The sequence below is a fragment of the Burkholderia guangdongensis genome (genome assembly GCF_013403875.1).
GTDB classification, from domain to species: domain Bacteria; phylum Pseudomonadota; class Gammaproteobacteria; order Burkholderiales; family Burkholderiaceae; genus Burkholderia; species Burkholderia guangdongensis.
Map to the genome: position 1 here is coordinate 1 of NZ_JACBNX010000024.1, position 16,520 is coordinate 16,520.

The 16,520-nt window shown below is 68.4% G+C and carries 14 protein-coding genes and 1 rRNA gene; 9 read left to right on the forward strand and 6 right to left on the reverse strand.

Going from position 1 to position 16,520, the window contains the following annotated elements; genetic code table 11:
- Nucleotides 1–89: ribosomal RNA gene (rrf, locus tag HZI36_RS27560) — 5S ribosomal RNA — on the forward strand; the annotation flags it as partial.
- 63 nt (nucleotides 90–152) lie between these two features.
- Here the strand turns inward: rrf and HZI36_RS21755 are convergent.
- Complete coding sequence (locus HZI36_RS21755) at nucleotides 153–965, reverse strand: LuxR C-terminal-related transcriptional regulator (RefSeq protein WP_179404739.1); 813 nt, start codon at nucleotides 963–965, stop codon at nucleotides 153–155.
- 165 nt (nucleotides 966–1,130) lie between these two features.
- On the opposite strand from HZI36_RS21755, the gene HZI36_RS21760 reads away from it, so the two are divergent.
- A complete protein-coding gene (locus HZI36_RS21760; RefSeq protein WP_179404740.1) occupies nucleotides 1,131–2,279 on the forward strand; it encodes a DmpA family aminopeptidase in 1,149 nt (382 codons plus the stop codon).
- Between the two features lie 37 nt (nucleotides 2,280–2,316).
- Here HZI36_RS21760 and HZI36_RS21765 read toward each other — a convergent pair whose 3' ends face one another.
- Entirely contained in the window at nucleotides 2,317–4,272 is a 1,956-nt protein-coding gene (locus HZI36_RS21765; protein ID WP_218884185.1) for an NHL repeat-containing protein, read from the reverse strand.
- 220 nt (nucleotides 4,273–4,492) lie between these two features.
- On the opposite strand from HZI36_RS21765, the gene HZI36_RS21770 reads away from it, so the two are divergent.
- From HZI36_RS21770 to HZI36_RS21780, 3 genes are all read left to right on the forward strand, one after another.
- The gene (locus HZI36_RS21770) at nucleotides 4,493–5,521 is read left to right on the forward strand and encodes an N-acetylmuramoyl-L-alanine amidase (RefSeq protein WP_179404741.1); all 1,029 of its coding nucleotides are present in this window, start codon (nucleotides 4,493–4,495) and stop codon (nucleotides 5,519–5,521) included.
- Nucleotides 5,522–5,704: 183 nt separating this feature from the next.
- Entirely contained in the window at nucleotides 5,705–6,571 is an 867-nt protein-coding gene (locus tag HZI36_RS21775; protein WP_179404742.1) for a pirin family protein, read from the forward strand.
- Nucleotides 6,572–6,726: 155 nt separating this feature from the next.
- A complete protein-coding gene (locus HZI36_RS21780; RefSeq protein WP_179404743.1) occupies nucleotides 6,727–7,293 on the forward strand; it encodes a GNAT family N-acetyltransferase in 567 nt (188 codons plus the stop codon).
- Between the two features lie 90 nt (nucleotides 7,294–7,383).
- On the opposite strand, the gene HZI36_RS21785 is transcribed toward HZI36_RS21780, so the two are convergent.
- From HZI36_RS21785 to HZI36_RS21795, 3 genes are read right to left on the reverse strand one after another with little or no spacing between them, the layout of a single operon-like run.
- On the reverse strand, nucleotides 7,384–8,256 hold the full coding sequence (locus HZI36_RS21785) for a cytochrome c oxidase assembly protein (protein WP_179404744.1): 873 nt from the start codon (nucleotides 8,254–8,256) through the stop codon (nucleotides 7,384–7,386).
- 8 nt (nucleotides 8,257–8,264) lie between these two features.
- Nucleotides 8,265–8,717 (reverse strand): copper chaperone PCu(A)C, encoded by a 453-nt coding sequence (locus HZI36_RS21790; protein ID WP_179404745.1) that lies wholly within the window; start codon nucleotides 8,715–8,717, stop codon nucleotides 8,265–8,267.
- Between the two features lie 23 nt (nucleotides 8,718–8,740).
- Nucleotides 8,741–9,379, reverse strand: coding sequence for an SCO family protein (locus HZI36_RS21795; protein WP_179404746.1), 639 nt, complete (start codon nucleotides 9,377–9,379; stop codon nucleotides 8,741–8,743).
- Between the two features lie 278 nt (nucleotides 9,380–9,657).
- Between HZI36_RS21795 and otsB the strand changes: the two genes are divergently transcribed.
- Together otsB and otsA are read left to right on the forward strand one after the other, a co-directional pair.
- Nucleotides 9,658–10,410, forward strand: coding sequence for a trehalose-phosphatase (gene otsB / locus HZI36_RS21800; RefSeq protein WP_179404747.1), 753 nt, complete (start codon nucleotides 9,658–9,660; stop codon nucleotides 10,408–10,410).
- On the forward strand, nucleotides 10,407–11,786 hold the full coding sequence (otsA, locus tag HZI36_RS21805) for an alpha,alpha-trehalose-phosphate synthase (UDP-forming) (protein ID WP_179404748.1): 1,380 nt from the start codon (nucleotides 10,407–10,409) through the stop codon (nucleotides 11,784–11,786). Before otsB ends, otsA begins: the two co-directional genes overlap by 4 nt.
- Nucleotides 11,787–11,886: 100 nt before the next feature.
- Here otsA and HZI36_RS21810 read toward each other — a convergent pair whose 3' ends face one another.
- The gene (locus HZI36_RS21810) at nucleotides 11,887–13,746 is read right to left on the reverse strand and encodes an ABC transporter ATP-binding protein (protein ID WP_179404749.1); all 1,860 of its coding nucleotides are present in this window, start codon (nucleotides 13,744–13,746) and stop codon (nucleotides 11,887–11,889) included.
- Between the two features lie 603 nt (nucleotides 13,747–14,349).
- Here HZI36_RS21810 and HZI36_RS21815 point away from each other — a divergent pair.
- A complete protein-coding gene (locus HZI36_RS21815; protein ID WP_179404750.1) occupies nucleotides 14,350–15,414 on the forward strand; it encodes a glycosyltransferase family 4 protein in 1,065 nt (354 codons plus the stop codon).
- Nucleotides 15,415–15,728: 314 nt separating this feature from the next.
- Complete coding sequence (locus HZI36_RS21820; RefSeq protein ID WP_179404751.1) at nucleotides 15,729–16,514, forward strand: hypothetical protein; 786 nt, start codon at nucleotides 15,729–15,731, stop codon at nucleotides 16,512–16,514.
- The last annotated feature ends 6 nt before the right edge of the window (nucleotides 16,515–16,520 follow it).

The following is a 16,520-nucleotide window of genomic DNA, read 5'->3' on the forward strand; positions in this document are numbered from 1 at the left end:
CACCCCTTCCCATCCCGAACAGGACCGTGAAACGACTCTACGCCGATGATAGTGCGGATTGCCCGTGTGAAAGTAGGTAATCGTCAGGCTCCCCTTACTGAAAAACCCCCGCCCAACCGGCGGGGGTTTTTTGCTTTGGGCTCGCCAATTGGCTAGCCCTGCAAATCCTCACCCATGTACAACCGAAACAACGTCGCCTGCGACGAAATATCCAGCTTCCGGTAAAGATTGCTGCGATGAACCTTCGCCGTGGCCGGCGAAATGCCGAGCAGCCGCGCGATGTTCTTGCTGGAGTGCCCCGCAAGGATCATCAACGCCACCTCGATCTCCCGTGCAGTCAACCGCGCATTCGCACGTCGGTGCAGCGCCTGCTCGAAGTGCACGCGCCGTTCGCTTTCGACGCTCGCGCGATCGAGCGCGGGCGGCTCGTCGGAAAGATCGCCGGACAGCGCCGGCGCGACGCGCCGCATCAGCGGCAGGATCCACGCACCGTAAAGGCATAGCGTGCCGATGTCCGCGGGACTGAAGCGCTGCCCACTGCCCATCGAAAGCGAAACGGTCTCGCCGCCCGGCAGCGGCGCGAGAAACTGCACCTCGTCCTCCATCACGTTCACCGAGAAATAACGCCGGAAATACTCGGTCTCGCGAAAGTGATCGGGCGCGACCTCGTCGAGCCTGTACACCCCCGGGCTGATCTGCCCAAGGCTGAACTGATAGAACGGATCGAGCAGATACACGCTGCTCAGGTAGCCGCCGAACAGCGCGTCGTGCGGCGCGCCGGGCGTGCTTTCTCCGATCAGCCGAGGCTTGCGCGTCGGGCTGAAGACCATCGCCACCCAGTTGTCGAACGGCACCGCGCCGCGCAGCAGGTCGATCAACGCGTTCCAGAACTGCCGGTCGTCCAGGCGTTCGATCAGGCGTCCTAGCCGTTGATGGAATGCCACGTCCGCAAGGTCGAGCTTCACACTGCTTCCTTCTTTCTAATCCCAAAGGTGTAGTTCCGCGCCGGCGCGCCTAGCCCGCCGGCCCGATGTTCGCGCCGCGTCGCGCTGCCTATCATCACCGTACCTCGACGCGTAATCGTCGCACACCACGACAGGGCGCCTAAGCGGCGCCCGGGAGAAACAGGCATGCGTATCAGAGACATCGGCATCCGGATCGGGCGTGGCACGCCGGGCCCGCTGAACAGTATCACCGACGTACCCGGCGTCCGGGTCGGCCATCGTACCGTGATCGAAAAGAAAGGCACCGTGTCGATCCAGACCGGCGTGACCGTGATCGAGCCGCGCGCCGGCCTTGCGCGGCTCGATCCGTGCTTCGCGGGCTGCCATGTGCTGAACGGCAACGGCGACGCGACCGGGCTCGAGTGGATCCGCGAAGCCGGGCTGCTGACCACGCCGATCGCGTTCACCAATACGCACAGCGTCGGCGTCGTGCGCGACGCACTCGTGCAGGCCGAGCGCGCGTCGACGGGCGCGCATCGGTACTGGTGCATGCCGGTGGTGCTCGAGACTTTCGACGGCCTGCTCAACGACATCTGGGGCCAGCACGTGACGGCCGCGCACGTGCACGACGCGCTGGCCGCGGCGCGCGGCGGCCCTGTCGCCGAAGGCTGCGTGGGCGGCGGCACCGGCATGATCTGCCACGAGTTCAAGGGCGGCATCGGCACGGCGTCGCGGCGGCTCGCCGCCGACGACGGCGGCTGGACGGTCGGCGCGCTCGTCCAGGCCAACTACGGCCGCCGCGACGCGCTGCGCGTCGCGGGCTATCCGGTCGGCGAAGTGCTCGGCGACGTACCGTCGCCGTTCGGTCCGCGCGATGCCGGCGTGCCGGGCATGGGCTCGATCGTCGTCGCGCTCGCCACCGACGCGCCGCTGCTGCCGCACCAATGCACGCAGATCGCACATCGCGCCGGTGTTGGCCTCGCGCGGGTCGGCGGCGGCACCGAGTATTCGAGCGGCGACATCTTCGTCGCGTTCTCGGTCGGCAACGACGGCATTCCGCCGGCCGACTACGGCACCCGCAGCGCGCCGCTGACGACCGTGCGAACCGTGAACCAGGACTTCATGACGCCGCTGTTCGCCGCCGCCGCCGATGCGGTCGAAGAGGCGATTCTCAACGCGCTCGTCGCCGCGACCGACGCCGAAGGGCAGGGCGTTCACGTCAGCGCGCTCGGCGCCAGCCGGCTGCTGAGCGCGCTCGAACAGGTCGGCTGGCGCCCGGGTGCGCCGCATGCGCCGCTGCCGGCGGACATCATGCGGCTCGACAACCGGTTGTGATCGCAACTGAACGCGCGAATCTTCGCGGCGCCGCTCGTCACGGCGTCCACCGATACACGACGACGCTCGATCCGTTGTAGTTGTCCTTCGTGATCACGTATTGGCCGTTCGACCGCAGATACGCGCGCAGCCCGTACATCGAATCGACGTCGTTGCCGACGTCCATCGCGCCGGGATTCGAGTTGATCAGCGTGGTGACGAGGCTGCCGGTGTTCAGGTCGAACACGTCGACGTTCGGCACCGTGTGCACGTACCCGACGAACAGGTAATGGCCGGCGGCCGCGATCGATTTCGGATTCGGGCTCGACAGCGTGATCACCGGGTTCGGCTGGCTCGCGTTGCCCGAGTTGCCCGAGTTGCTTGCCTGCCAGCCGTGATACACCTCGATCCGGCCGTTCATCGCGGTCCAGTCCCAGCTTCCGGCGATGCCCTGCGCGACGATCATCGTATCGCTGCCCGACAGATACACGATGCGCGCCGACGGCTGCACGCTCGCCGGCACGGGCGTGGTGGCCGGCGCGCCCCATGACGGCTTGCCGGTCGCGTCGAAGCCGGTCATCGGGTAGTGGTAGATCTGGTTCGATCCGGCGAGCCCGGCCCACACGTCGCCGTTGTCGTCGATGCAGAAGCCGTTCTGAACCTGCAGCGACGTGCCGAACGGGCGCCCCGGAAGCGAGCCGTCCGGAATCGCGACATAGCCGTTCGCCGCGTTGAAGTGATAGAAGTTGAAGTTCCCCGGATTCTGGCCGGACGCGACGAGGATCCGGTTGCCGCCGACGCTGACGAGTTCGCCGAAATGCTGGCCGCGCTGGTAGTCGTTCATCGCGATGCGCGGATCGGACGGATACGTGAACGGATCCACCGTGTTCGCGACGAACGTGCCGCCCTCGGTGCCGCTGTAGATGTTCATTCCGCTGTAGAACGTCGCGGCGTCGGTGTTCGGGTCGGGTGCCGCGACCGCCTCGAAGTTCAGCGCCTGCAGCGTCCACATCAGCATGCCGGCGCCGTTGTACGCGTGCAGGTCGGTCGCGCCATTGCGGCCGAGATCCCAGCCGCCGCCCCACGGATTGTTGAGCACGTAGAGGTTGCCGGCCGCGTCCTTGCCGATGCCGACTACGCGCGTGAAGCGCTTGTCGCCGACCTGGCCGCGGATGCCGGTCGTCGTGTCCAGGTAGCCGCCCGTCACGCCGAACGTGCCGACGAGGAGCGGCATGCCGGGCAGCGTCGCGTAGCGTTTGATGTTCATGTCCGGCCCTTCGTCGCCGACCAGCAGTTGTCCTGAAGATGCGTCGTAGTACAGCGCGGACGGCCGCGCGCCGGCCGCCATCCGGATCGTGTTGATCGGCGTGCCGGCCGGGTCGAACTCGACGATCGTGCTCGCGTGCTTCTGCGCGACCCAGACGTTGCCCGCGCCGTCGATCGCGAGCGCGCCGGGGCTTGCGATCGCGATGTCGCGCTGCCAGACGCCGCCGGTCGTGAAGACCCTCACGCGATTGCCGAAGTAGTCGCTCGCGTACAGCAGCGTGCCGGCGGTCGCGAGGCCGGTGATCGCGTCGGCCTTGCTGAGCTTGTTCCACGAGCTGACCGGAATCACGAGATCACGCGCGCCGGTCGCGCGGTCGTAGCGGCCGACCGCGCCGCTGCCCGGCCGCGTGCTGTACTGCAGCGCCGCGAAGATCGACGTTGCGTTGCCGGTGATCGCGCCTCCCTGGAACTCGGCGTGCGTGCCGATCGAGCCGGCGCTCTTGCCGTTCTGATAGATCGCGACGCCGCCTTCGTTCTCGTCCCAGAACGACGCGGTGTAGATCGTGCCTTCGGGCGCGACCCACATCGAGCGCGCGTCGTTGCCGACGTGCGACGCGATCGTCCCGTACGTGTTCGCGAGCCAGTCGGTCGTGTATTGCGCGTGCGCGACCGACGTAAGCGACGTAAGCGACGCGAACGTGGTGAAGAGTGCGCCGATGCATGCGCGATGAATGTGTTTTTTTAACATGACGCGTACGAATATCACGTCCAAATTCGAAAATTAATCGATAAATATTGCGAAACGCTTGATACCGGATGTCGCCAATGTCGTTGATGGAGATCAAGGGGGGCGGCGTCGCGCGTTGTGCGGGTCGCGCTGCGATGCAACAGTACGCGCTCGCCACGCGGCGACCGCAATCGTTGCGGGCGCAACGGAGGCGATGGATCAACCAATCACGGAGGTCAGGATGGAACACGACACGCATGACATCGACGCCCGACGACGGCACTTCCTCGCGCGCTCGTCCGCGGTGTCGATCGGGGTGCTCGCGCTGCCGCTCGCCGCGTGCGGCGACGGCGTCGTGACCGACGCGCAGGCGGCCGAGAAAATCGACGACATCGCGGGCGGCAACGCGCGCTACGCGATCGACACGTCGATCCGCTCGCCGAACCAGGATTCGCGCGTGCGCACGCTCGTGATGCACTACACCGCGCAGTCGCTCGCGGAGTCGATCGCGTCGCTGACCGATCCGCAGCGGCAGGTCAGCGCGCACTATCTGGTGCCCGATGCCGCCGACGCCGGCGCCGCGTTCCGCGTGTTCGAGCTCGTGCCGGAGCCGCAGCGCGCGTGGCATGCGGGCGTCAGCTACTGGCAGGGCGACCGGATGCTGAACGCGGGCTCGATCGGCATCGAGATCGTCAATCCGGGCTTTCCGGCCGCCGACGATGCGCTGCCGGTGATGAGCCGCCGCTGGGTGCCGTATCCGGACGCGCAGGTCGCGGTGTTCGGCGCGCTCGCCGCCGACGTGATCGCGCGCCATCAGATCCCGCCGCACAAGGTGGTCGGGCACTCGGACGTCGCGCCGGGCCGCAAGTTCGATCCGGGCCCGCTGTTTCCGTGGCAGACGCTCTACGAGCGTTATCGGGTCGGCGCGTGGCCCGACGCCGACGCGCTTGCTTATTACCGCGCGAGCCGGCCGTATCGCGGCGACGTCGCCGAGCTGCAGTCGAAGCTGCTCGCGTACGGCTACGACGCACCGCAGACCGGCGTGCTCGACGCGCGGACGGTCGACGTCGTATCGGCGTTCCAGATGCATTTCCGCGCGGCGCGCTACGACGGGATGCCGGACGTCGAAACCGTCGCGATCCTCGATGCGCTGCTCGAGAAATACTTCCGCCGCAGCCGCGCGCTGAATCGGCAGACGATGCCGGGCGCCGCGTCGCCTGCCGGCGGCGAAAAGGGCAGCGACGAGTGGCCGCTGCAGGCGCCGCGGTGACACCGGCCAGCCCGTGCGCCGGGCGGCCGGCGCTGCCGCCGACCGCTTTGCGCAACGCGCAATCGATCGTTGCCGGAATGGAACACTGAGTGCGATTTTCTTCGTCTACCGAATCGGCGGTTCTGATTATATATTTCTATCTGATGAGCGAAGCATGGGCTTTGCCGAAATTCGGAGGCGAAGATGAAGAGGATTCAAGGTGTCCTTAGCGCGCCGCGCCAGCATTGGGTCGGCGACGGTTTTCCGGTGCGCTCGCTGTTCAGCTACCAGGGGCATGGTGCGCTGCTGAGCCCGTTTCTGCTGCTCGACTACGCGGGCCCCGCGCAGTTCGAGCCGGCCGAGCGGCCGCGTGGCGTCGGCCAGCATCCGCACCGCGGTTTCGAGACGGTCACGATCGTCTACGACGGTGAGGTGGCGCATCGCGATTCGACCGGCGCGGGCGGCGTGATCGGCCCCGGCGACGTGCAGTGGATGACGGCCGCGGGCGGCGTGCTGCACGAGGAGTTTCATTCCGAAGCGTTCACGCGGTGCGGCGGGGCGCTCGAGATGGTGCAGCTGTGGGTGAACCTGCCGGCGCGCGACAAGATGGGCGCGCCCGCCTATCAGACGCTGCTGAACGCGGACATTCCGGTCGTCGAGTTGCCGGACGGCGCGGGCCGCGCGCGGATCATCGCGGGCGAGCTCGACGGCCGGCGCGGCCCCGCGCGCACGCATACGCCGATCGACGTGTGGGATCTGCGTCTCGTGCCGGGCGGTCGCGCGCATCTGCCGATCGCGGAGGGGCGCATGCTCGCGATCGTCGTGCTGCACGGCACGGTGCTCGTGAACGGCGAGACGGTCGCGCGCGAAGCGCAGCTCGTGCGTCTGAGCCGCGACGGCAGCGACGTCGAGATCGAGGCGAACGGCGACGCGACGCTGCTCGTGCTGAGCGGCGAGCCGATCGATGAGCCGGTCGTCGGTTATGGCCCGTTCGTGATGAACTCGCAGGCGGAAATCCGCGACGCGATCGACGACTTCAACAGCGGGCGCTTCGGCGCGATGCCCGCGTAGTCGGTGGCATCGACGGGCATCGCGCGACGCGGCGCCCGTCGCGGTCCGCGGCGCCACGACCGTGGCCGGATGGTCGCTGCACAGAGCCGGGTGGCGCGCTTCGAGGCATAATCGTCGATCGCGCGCCGCCCGGCGCCGCCGTTTCAGGACCGCTTATGACCGTATCCGCTACTGCCGCTTCTGAGGCCGCTTCTAAGACCGCTTCTCAGACCGCTTCTCAGGCCTCAGCGCAGGCCTCTGCTCAGTTCACCCCCTCGTCCGCCGTCGATGCGCTCGAATGGCGCTGGAAGCCGTTCGACGCGCTGTCCGCACGCGAGGTCTACGCGATCCTCGACGCGCGCAGCGCAGTGTTCGTCGTCGAGCAGCAGTGCGTGTATCGCGACATCGACAACGCCGACCAGGCCGCGTGGCATCTGGCCGCGTACGGCGCCGACGGCCGTCTCGCCGGCTATCTGCGTGTGCTGTTGCCGGACGCGCGCGAATCCGACGTCCGGATCGGCCGCGTGCTGACGACCGACGCGTTCCGCGGGATCAAGCTCGGCAACGCGCTGCTCGCGAACGCAATCGAGCACATCCGCGCGCAGTGGCCCGGCACGCCGGTCAGCCTGCACGCGCAGGCGCATCTGCAGCGCTTCTACGGCGCGTTCGGCTTCACGCCGAGTTCCGACGTGCACGACGAAGACGGCATTCCGCACGTGTGGATGCGTGCCGAGAAGGTCTGAGCACACGCTCCGAACGCACACGCGGCGGCACACGCCGCGGCACACGCGACACACCGCGCGCCCGCGCGGCGACGTGCATCGACGCACGCATCACGGCGCCGTTTGCACGGGCCGCGTGCCGATGCCGGGCGGCGCGGCCACGCGCTCGTCGAGCAGCCGTCCGCGCGCGGACAGCCGCATCCAGTGACGCAGCGCGATCAGCGCGCCGATCACGCTCATCATCGAGCCCGGAATCCACAGCAGCAGCCCGCCGATCTGCTGGTCGCGCAGCGGGCTCAGCCACGTGAACGCGCGTCCGCAGATCGAATAGACCGGATAGAGCTCGTGCGGCGTGAAGAAGATCAGCGCGCCGAGCGCGATCTGCGGCGGGATCGCGGCCACCACGATCAGGATCCGCCGGCCCGGCGACAGCCGCGCGGGCGGCGCCGGACGCGGGTCGACGACGAGGCACCAGAACAGCAGCCCGTCGATCACCATGCTCCAGTTCATCACGCGATACAGCCGCCAGTCGAGCATCGCGACGAAGTGGATCGGCGACAGCAGCCAGAAGTAGATCAGCCCGACGAACAGCACGACCGCGACGACCGGATGGAACACGAAGTCGAGCGCCGCGCGCACCAGCGGCCACGCGAGCGCGGGGCGCACGAAGCGCTGCCGCCAGCGAAACGGGATGCCGGCGCGGATCGCCGCGCCCGGATACGACAGCGCGATGAAGAACGGCCCGAGATGATGCAGCACCAGATGCTGCGCGCGGTGCATGAAGAATTCGTGCTCGAAGAAGTAGTCGAGCCGCGTATGCAGCGCGACGTACAGCGCGGTCAGCCCGAACCAGAACGAGACCCGCCGCAGCGGCGTCACCTTCGCCTTGCGCGCGCCGCGCGCGAACAGCACGGCCGCCGCGAGCACCGCGACGACGACGGTCGGCGACGGCTCCCACGGCTCGAGCCAGTACAGGACGTTCATCGCGCGCGTCAGTTCGTCGCGCTCGGCCGCTTCACCGCGAACGGCGTGTCGAGCGTCTCGCCGTCGGAGAACTTCAGGCGCAGATGCACCGTGTCGCCGGGCTGAATCGTGCGCTGCGGCTGCTCGAGCATGAAGTGATAGCCGCCCGGCGCGATCGCGACCTGGCCGTGCGCGGGAATCGTCAGCTTGTCGACCATCACCATCGTCTGCGTCGAGCCGTTCGACACGCTCTGGTGCAGCATCGCCATCCCGTAGTCGGGGCTGTCGGTGTCGACGAGGTCGACCGGCTTGTCGCCCGTGTTCACGAGCGTCACGTAGCCGGCCGCGGGCAGCTTGTTCGGCAGCCAGCGCACCCACGCGTGCCGGGCGGTGATCGTGCCGGCGGCGAACGCGAGAGCGGGAGCGGGAGCGCCGAGCGTCAGCGCGGCGAGGCAGGCGAGCGTCTTGAGTTTCATCGTCATGGTGGAACGCTGGGTCAGGTGGATCAGGTGGAGGAATCGGGGCCGAGGATCCGGCGCACGTCGGCGGCGATCGCGTCCGGCGAGTCGCGGTCGGTCGCGAGCAGGCGCGCGCGGCCGTGTGCGTCGAACACGTAGACGGCCGAGCTGTGCGTGACCTCGTAGTTGCCGGACGGGTCGCGCTTTTCCATCTGGTACGCGACGCGGTAGCGTTTCGCGAGCGCTTCGATCTGGCCGTCGGTGCCGGTGAGGCCGCGCGCATGCTCGGCGTCGAACGCGGCGACGTACGACTGCAGCGCCCGCGGCGTGTCGCGCGCCGGGTCGACCGACACGAACAGGATCCGCACGTCGCGTGCCTGCGGGCCGAGCTTCGCGAGCACTTCCATCAGCCGCGCCATCGTTTCCGGGCAGACGTCCGGGCAGTGCGTGTAGCCGAAATAAACGAGCGCGACGCGGCCCCTGAACGCGGCCGCGTCGACGGGGCGGCCGTCGCCGCCCGTCAGCGAGAACGACAGGTCGGGCAGGTGGCCGGTGACGTCGGTCAGGTGCCACGGCGGCTCGGCGCGGGAGCACGCGGCGAGCGCGACGGCGGCGGCGAGCGCCGCGCAGGCGGTGCGCAGAGGGCGCCGGCGTGGCGCGCCGGGCGTGAAGAACGGGAACGGCATTCAGAAGCTCGGTCGGACGAAAACGATCGCGCGGGGAGCGGCCACGAGCATCCGGCGCCACGCCGCGCGAGAATGCGACTGTAGCGCACTTTGCGCGCGGGCTCCTCGGGGATGTCGTTCAGCGCCGGCCGGCGGGGCAATATGTCGCAGACGCGTATGCCGCGCGGCATGCCGCGCCGGTCGGGCCGGTTTCGCACCATGAAGGGGCGCGGTCGCGGTAAGATGCGCAGAATTCCGACCGCGGCGGCGCGCGACGCCGCCATTCGAGCACTTTATCGATGCAATCCGTCCCGGCTTCCGTGTCCCTGACCGATACCGCGTTCTTCTTCGATTTCGACGGCACGCTCGTCGAACTGGCGCCGACGCCCGACAGCATCGACGTGCCGCCGTCGCTGATCGCGCTCATCGACGAGCTGCGCCGCCGCTCGCACGGCGCGGTCGCGATTTTGTCCGGGCGCGGAATCGACAGCATCGATGCGTTCCTGAACATGCCCGATCTGCCGATCGCGGGCCTGCACGGCGCGGAGCGCCGCGACGCGAACGGCGACACGCAGCGGATCGGCTTCAACGACACGCGCCTGCTGCGCATCGAGCGCGAGCTCGCGGCCGTCGTCGATCGTCATCCGGGGATGCTGCTCGAGATCAAGGGCGCGGCGGTCGCGCTCCACTATCGCAACGCGCCGGAGCGCGAGGCGGTCGCGCGCGCGGCGGCCGAGCGGCTCGTCGCCGACTATCCGGACGCGTACGTGCTGCAGCCCGGCAAGATGGTCGTCGAGATCAAGCCGAAGGGTGTCGACAAGGGGCGCGCGCTCGCCGCGTTCCTCGGCGAGCCGCCGTTCGCGGGCCGCATGCCGCTGTTCGCCGGCGATGACCTGACCGACGAGAAGGGCTTCGCGGTCGTCAATGCGCGCGGCGGCGTGTCGATCAAGGTCGGCGCCGGCGAGACGTCCGCGCGCGTGCGGCTCGACTCGGTCGACGCACTGCGCGAACAGATCGCGCGCTGGCTCGCAGACGGGCAGCCCGTCGCATGAGTCGTCTGATCATCGTGTCGAACCGGGTCGCGCCGATTTCCGAAGGCGAACCGGCGGCGGGCGGGCTCGCGATCGGCGTCTACGACGCGCTGAAGGAAACCGGCGGCATGTGGTTCGGCTGGAGCGGCGAGGTCGTCGCGTCGGGCGCGCCGCGCATCAGCGTCGAGGAGCGCGGCCCGGTCACGTTCGCGACGATCGGCCTGTCGCGGCGCGATTACGACCAGTATTACCGCGGCTTCTCGAACGCGACGCTGTGGCCCGCGTTCCACTACCGCACCGACCTGATCCAGTACGAGCGCAACGAATTCGACGGCTACCGGCGCGTGAACGTGTGGCTCGCGCAGCAGCTCGTGCCGCTGCTGCAGGACGACGACGTGATCTGGGTGCACGACTATCACCTGATCCCGTTCGCGCGCGCGCTGCGCGCCGCGGGCGTGAAGAACCGCATCGGCTTCTTCCTGCACATTCCGTTTCCGGCCGCGCAGGTGCTCGTCAACGTGCCGCCGCATCGCGACCTCGTCGGCGCGCTGTGCGCGTACGATCTGCTCGGCTTCCAGACCGAAACCGATTTGCGCGCATTTTGCGACTACATCGAATCCGAGGCCGACGGCACGGTCGAGCGCGGTGCGCGGATGGCCGTCGTGCGCGCGTTCGGCGAGACGCTCCGCGCGGCCGCGTATCCGATCGGCATCTATCCGGACGAGATCGCGTCGCTCGCGCACGCGGGCCAGCACGGCAAGGCGGTGCGCACGCTCGCCGCGTCGCTGCACGGGCGGCAACTGATCATGAGCGTCGACCGGCTCGATTACTCGAAGGGGCTCGTCGAGCGCTTCCGCGCGTTCGAGAAATTGCTCGAGCACGAGGCGTCGCGGCGCAATCGCGTGTCGTTCCTGCAGATCGCACCATCGACGCGCGCGGACCTGCGCGCGTATCAGGACATGCGCCGGCAGCTCGAATCGGAGTCGGGCCGCATCAACGGCCGCTTCGCGGAGCTCGACTGGACGCCGATCCTGTACATCCATCGGCAGTACGACCGGCAACTGCTCGCGGCGCTGTACCGGCTCGCGCGGGTCGGCTTCGTGACGCCGCTGCGCGACGGGATGAATCTGGTCGCGAAGGAATACGTGTCCGCGCAGAATCCGGACGATCCGGGCGTGCTCGTGCTGTCGCGCTTCGCGGGCGCCGCGCGCGAGCTGACGGGCGCGCTGATCGTCAATCCGATCGACATCGGCGGGATGGCCGATGCGCTGTCGCGGGCGCTGTCGATGCCGCTCGCGGAGCGGCGCGCGCGCTACGACGACATGATCGCGCAGCTTCGCGAGAACAACGTGTCGGTGTGGCGCGACAACTTCCTGCTCGATCTGAAGCGCCACTGAAGCGCCACTGAAGCGCGAATAGCGCATTCCCGGCCGGACGGAAAAAAAGCCGCGGTGCGCGATGCACGGCGGCTTTTCATCGGCGGACCGCCGGCGCGCGTCAGGCGACGCGCTCGCCGGCCGCCGGCGGTGACGGTGGAGGCGGCGGAGCGGACGGGGCCGGTGGCGGCGTGTGATGCCGCCCATGCTGCTTCGCGAGCAGGTCGCGATAGAGCCCCGGACGATTGCGCAGCACTTCCGGGCTGCCGTCGTCGATCACCTTGCCGCCGCTCATCACGATGATCCGGTCGAAGTTGCGCAGCGTCGACAGCCGGTGCGCGATCGCGATCACCGTGCGGCCGACCATCAGCCGGTCGAGCGCGCTCTGAATCGCTTCCTCGGACGCGCTGTCGAGCGCGGACGTCGCCTCGTCGAGCAGCAGGATCGGCGCGTCCTTCAGGATCGCGCGCGCGATCGCGATCCGCTGCCGCTGACCGCCCGACAGCTTCACACCGCGGTCGCCGACGATCGTGTCGAAGCCTTCCGGCATCGCTTCGATGAAATCGATGCAGCGCGCGTCGCGCGCGGCCGCGAGCACTTCGTCGCGTGTCGCGTCGGGGCGGCCGTACGCGATGTTCTCGTAGACCGAGCGGTGCAGCAGCGAGATGTCCTGCGGCACCAGCGAGATCGCGTGACGCAGGCTGTCCTGCGTGATCACCTTCACGTCCTGGCCGTCGACTTTCACGGCGCCGCCCTGCGTGTCGTAGAAGCGCTGCAGCAGCGCGAGCACGGTCGACTTGCCGGCGCCCGACTTGCCGATCAGCCCGACGCGCTGACCCGGTTCGATGCTCAGGTCGAAATGGTCGAGGATCGCGCGGCGACGCGGATACGCGAACGTCACGCGCTCGAAGTCGACGCGCCCGCCGCGCGCGGTGAACGGCGCCGCGTCGGAGCGGTCGGGCATCCCGTGCGGCTCGAGCAGCGTCTTCACCGCTTCGGACAGACGCGCGACGTGCTGCGTGACGTCGACGAGCGCGACCGCGAGATCGCGCGTGCCGTGCAGGATCGTGAAGCCGAGCGAGCTGACGAGCACGATGTCGCCGGACGTCGCCTGGCCACGGTCCCACAGCCACAGCGCCCAGCCGAGCAGCCCGGCGGACAGCATCGCGGTCAGCACCGCGTGCAACAGGCGCAGCTTCTCGAGATACAGCAGGCTCTGCTCGCGCGCGACCATCTCGGCCTTGACCGTCGCGCCGAAGCGCTTCTGCTCGCGCAGCGTCATGCCGAACGCGCGCACGAGGCCCATGTTGCCGATCACGTCGACGAGCTCGCCGTCGACCGCCGCGGCCTTCGCGGCGAAATGGTGATGCCGCGCGGAGCCGCGCGCGGCGAGCCGGAACAGCACGACCGCGAGCACCGCCGAGCAGCTGAGCAGCGCGGCGGCCATCAGCGGATTGACGACGATGATCATCAGGATCGCGCCCGACACCGCGATGCACGGCGGCAGCACGTTCCACGACATCATGTTCTCGGTCGTGAAGATCGCGTTCGACGTCGCGGTGATCCGGCTCGCGAGCGTGCCGGGCTGCTTTTCCGCGTAGTAGGTCGGCGAATGGCCGCTCAGGTACTGGAACAGGTCGCGCCGCAAGTCGCCCGTGACCGTGACGAACGTATGCGCGGCGACCCAGCCGCCGATGCGCCACGACAGATTGTCGGCGGCGATCAGCCCGACGAGCAGCGCGAACGCGCTCCACAGCGGCCCCGGATGATGGCGGCCGCCGGCGAGCACGTCGATCAGGTGCTTGATCGCGTATTGCGAGCCGAGCGCGCAGCCGACGGCGGCGAGCACGCTCGTCAGCACGATCAGGTGCGCGACCGGATGCAGGCGGATGTAGCGGAGCAGGAACGCGAGCGGCCGGTCCGCGTAGCTCGACAGCTTCGCGTTGTAGGCGTTGCGCTGGGCGGGGGTGAGAGCTTCCAAAATAGGCGTGTGGTGAATCGGTGAAGGGGGTGTCCCGGCCGGATTGCGAGCCGGCCTTCGCCCGGACGCGGGACGTGATCCCGTAATTGTAAACAAGGCTGCGCGCCGTGCCGCCCCAATATTGACGCCAGCTAGGGCGCGAGCCCGATTTGAGATAAAATTCCACGTCTTGCGCCTGCTGCGCGCGCCGCGTCCGCGGCACGGCGGAGCAGGGCGATATAGGGTGACATCAGGCGGCAGCTCGGGCTGCCCCGTGGAGCGGCTTTTCACTCTAGATCGGACCCGGGGGTCCGAGGGTTGCAAAGTGTTAACGCTTTGTAACAACGTAAAGAGTTTGAAATGTCGCGCGCCGTGTCGGTACTAACCCTAGATAATCGCTTCCGGGTTCACGCCGGGGATTTTACGAACCCCTGTCAACGGGTTTTCGTTTAGAACGTTCTAAGCCTGTCGCGTCGCCGCCGCCTGCCACCGTGCGCAGGTCCGACGCCTTCTGCCGACCGATTGATCCGATCGTCGGATGAAACCTATCCAGCAAGAGCCGTAAGGCGGGGCTAGCTGGCCAACGCTTTCCGGTTTTTAGCCGATTTTTTAGGAGTTACGCAGATGCGAATCGCTCAAATCGCTCCGTTGCACGAAGCGGTTCCCCCGAAACTGTACGGCGGTACCGAACGGGTGGTGTCCTATCTGACCGAGGCGCTCGTCGAGATGGGGCATGACGTGACGCTCTTCGCGAGCGGCGATTCGCAGACCTCGGCGAAGCTCGAAGCCGTCTGGCCGCAGGCGCTGCGCCTCGACCCGACGATCCGCGACACGATGGCCCCGCACATGCTGCTGCTCGAGGAAGTGCGCCGCCGCGCGGACGAGTTCGACGTGCTGCATTTCCACATCGACTACTATCCGTTCCCGCTGTTCTCGCGCCAGCCGGTGCCGCATCTGACGACGCTGCACGGCCGCCTGGACCTACCGGAGCTGCAGCCGATCTTCAACACGTTCAACGACGTGCCGGTCGTGTCGATCTCGGACAACCAGCGCAATCCGCTGCCGCAGGCGAGCTGGCTGCAGACCGTCTACCACGGCCTGCCGGAGAACCTGCTGAAGCCGATCCCGGACGTGAAGCCGAGCTACCTCGCGTTCCTCGGCCGCATCTCGCCGGAGAAGCGCGTCGACACCGCGATTCGCATCGCCGAGCAGGCCGGCATGCCGATCAAGATCGCCGCGAAGCTCGACAAGGCTGACCGCGCGTACTACGAAGAGAAGATCAAGCCGCTGTTCTCGCTGCCGCACGTCGAATACATCGGCGAGATCAGCGAGGCCGAGAAGTCGGAATTCCTCGGCAACGCGCATGCGCTGCTGTTCCCGATCGACTGGCCGGAGCCGTTCGGCCTCGTGATGATCGAGGCGATGGCGTGCGGCACGCCGGTGATCGCGTTCAAGCGCGGCTCGGTGCCGGAAGTGATCGAGAACGGCGTGTCGGGCTTCGTCGTCGAGGACGAGCTGTCGGCCGTCGCCGCGGTCAAGCGCCTGAACACGCTGCCGCGCGAGCAGGTCCGCGCCGCGTTCGAGAAGCGTTTCTCGTCGAAGGTGATGGCGCGCAATTACGTGAAGGGCTACGAAGAACTGCTGCGCCAGAAGCGCCGCACCGTGCTGCGCGAAGTCAACGCGGGCTGAGCCCCGGCCCGCGTGGCCGCATGATCGCATAGCCGTATTGCGCGGCCACGCTGTCGCTTCATCCGACGCCCCGCCCGGGCAACCGGCGGGGCGTCGCCGCATCCACCGTATCCGCTGTATCCGGCGCGGATACAACCGATCGGCCCGTTCGTCGGTCGTGGCGCGGATCTGTTGTATCCGCGCCGCGCCGGCCGCCGGCGACGCCCGCGAAAGCGGCGAATCACGCGAGTCGTTCATCTGGCAAGCCCGTAATGTCCCTATAATGGCCGTGCCGTCAATTCGGCCCACGCACGATCATCGAGAGGAGAGCAGTCTTGGCGAGAACGAAACCCACGCGCGCGACCCCGGCCCCCGGCGCTGGCGTGATTTTCGCGCTGCGCGCGATCGGTCTCGTGCTGCTCGCCCGGTGGCTCTTCTCGATGTCGCAGATGGGGTATCACGCGTCGCTGTCCGCGATGGCGTCGTCGCCGTGGGCGTGCGTGTATCTGGTGCAGATGTTCCTGCTGCTCGTGCTGCCCGGCGCCGTCGCGCGCGACGAGCGCCCGTTCCATCCGCTGCCGCAGTGGCTGCGGCAGGCGCTGCGGGTCTTCGCGCTGGCCGGCCTCGTGTTCGCGGTGTGGTCGGTCGGCGTGTTCGCGTGGGCGGCCGGCTGGCGCGGCACGGTTCACGCGGTGGCCGAGACCAACGGCTGGCTCGTCGCCGCCCCCGCGTTGTACGTGGCAATCGTCTGGATCTGCCGGCCGCGGCCGTTGTGGGGCACGAACGTCGCCGCGCGGCGCTTCGCGGTCGGTCGCTTCGCGATCTCGCTCGACCTGCCGACCCGCACCGCGATCGTCTGGATGGAAAGCCGCAAGGTGGGCCAGTACGACGCGCGCGAGCTGTCGGTGCGCTGGCCGAATGAGGTGAGCGAGGCGAACGAGGCGAGCGCCGCGCCGCCGCGCCGCGCCGACCCGTTCCGGCGGCCGAAAGTCGAGCTGCTGTGGGATTCGCCGGCCGCGGTCGGCCACAACCGGCAGATCGTGATGCGCGCGCCGCTCGCGACCGAGCGCGACCGCGTCGCCGCGCATGCGCTCGACGACGCGCTCCGGTTGGTCGACTGATTAGAT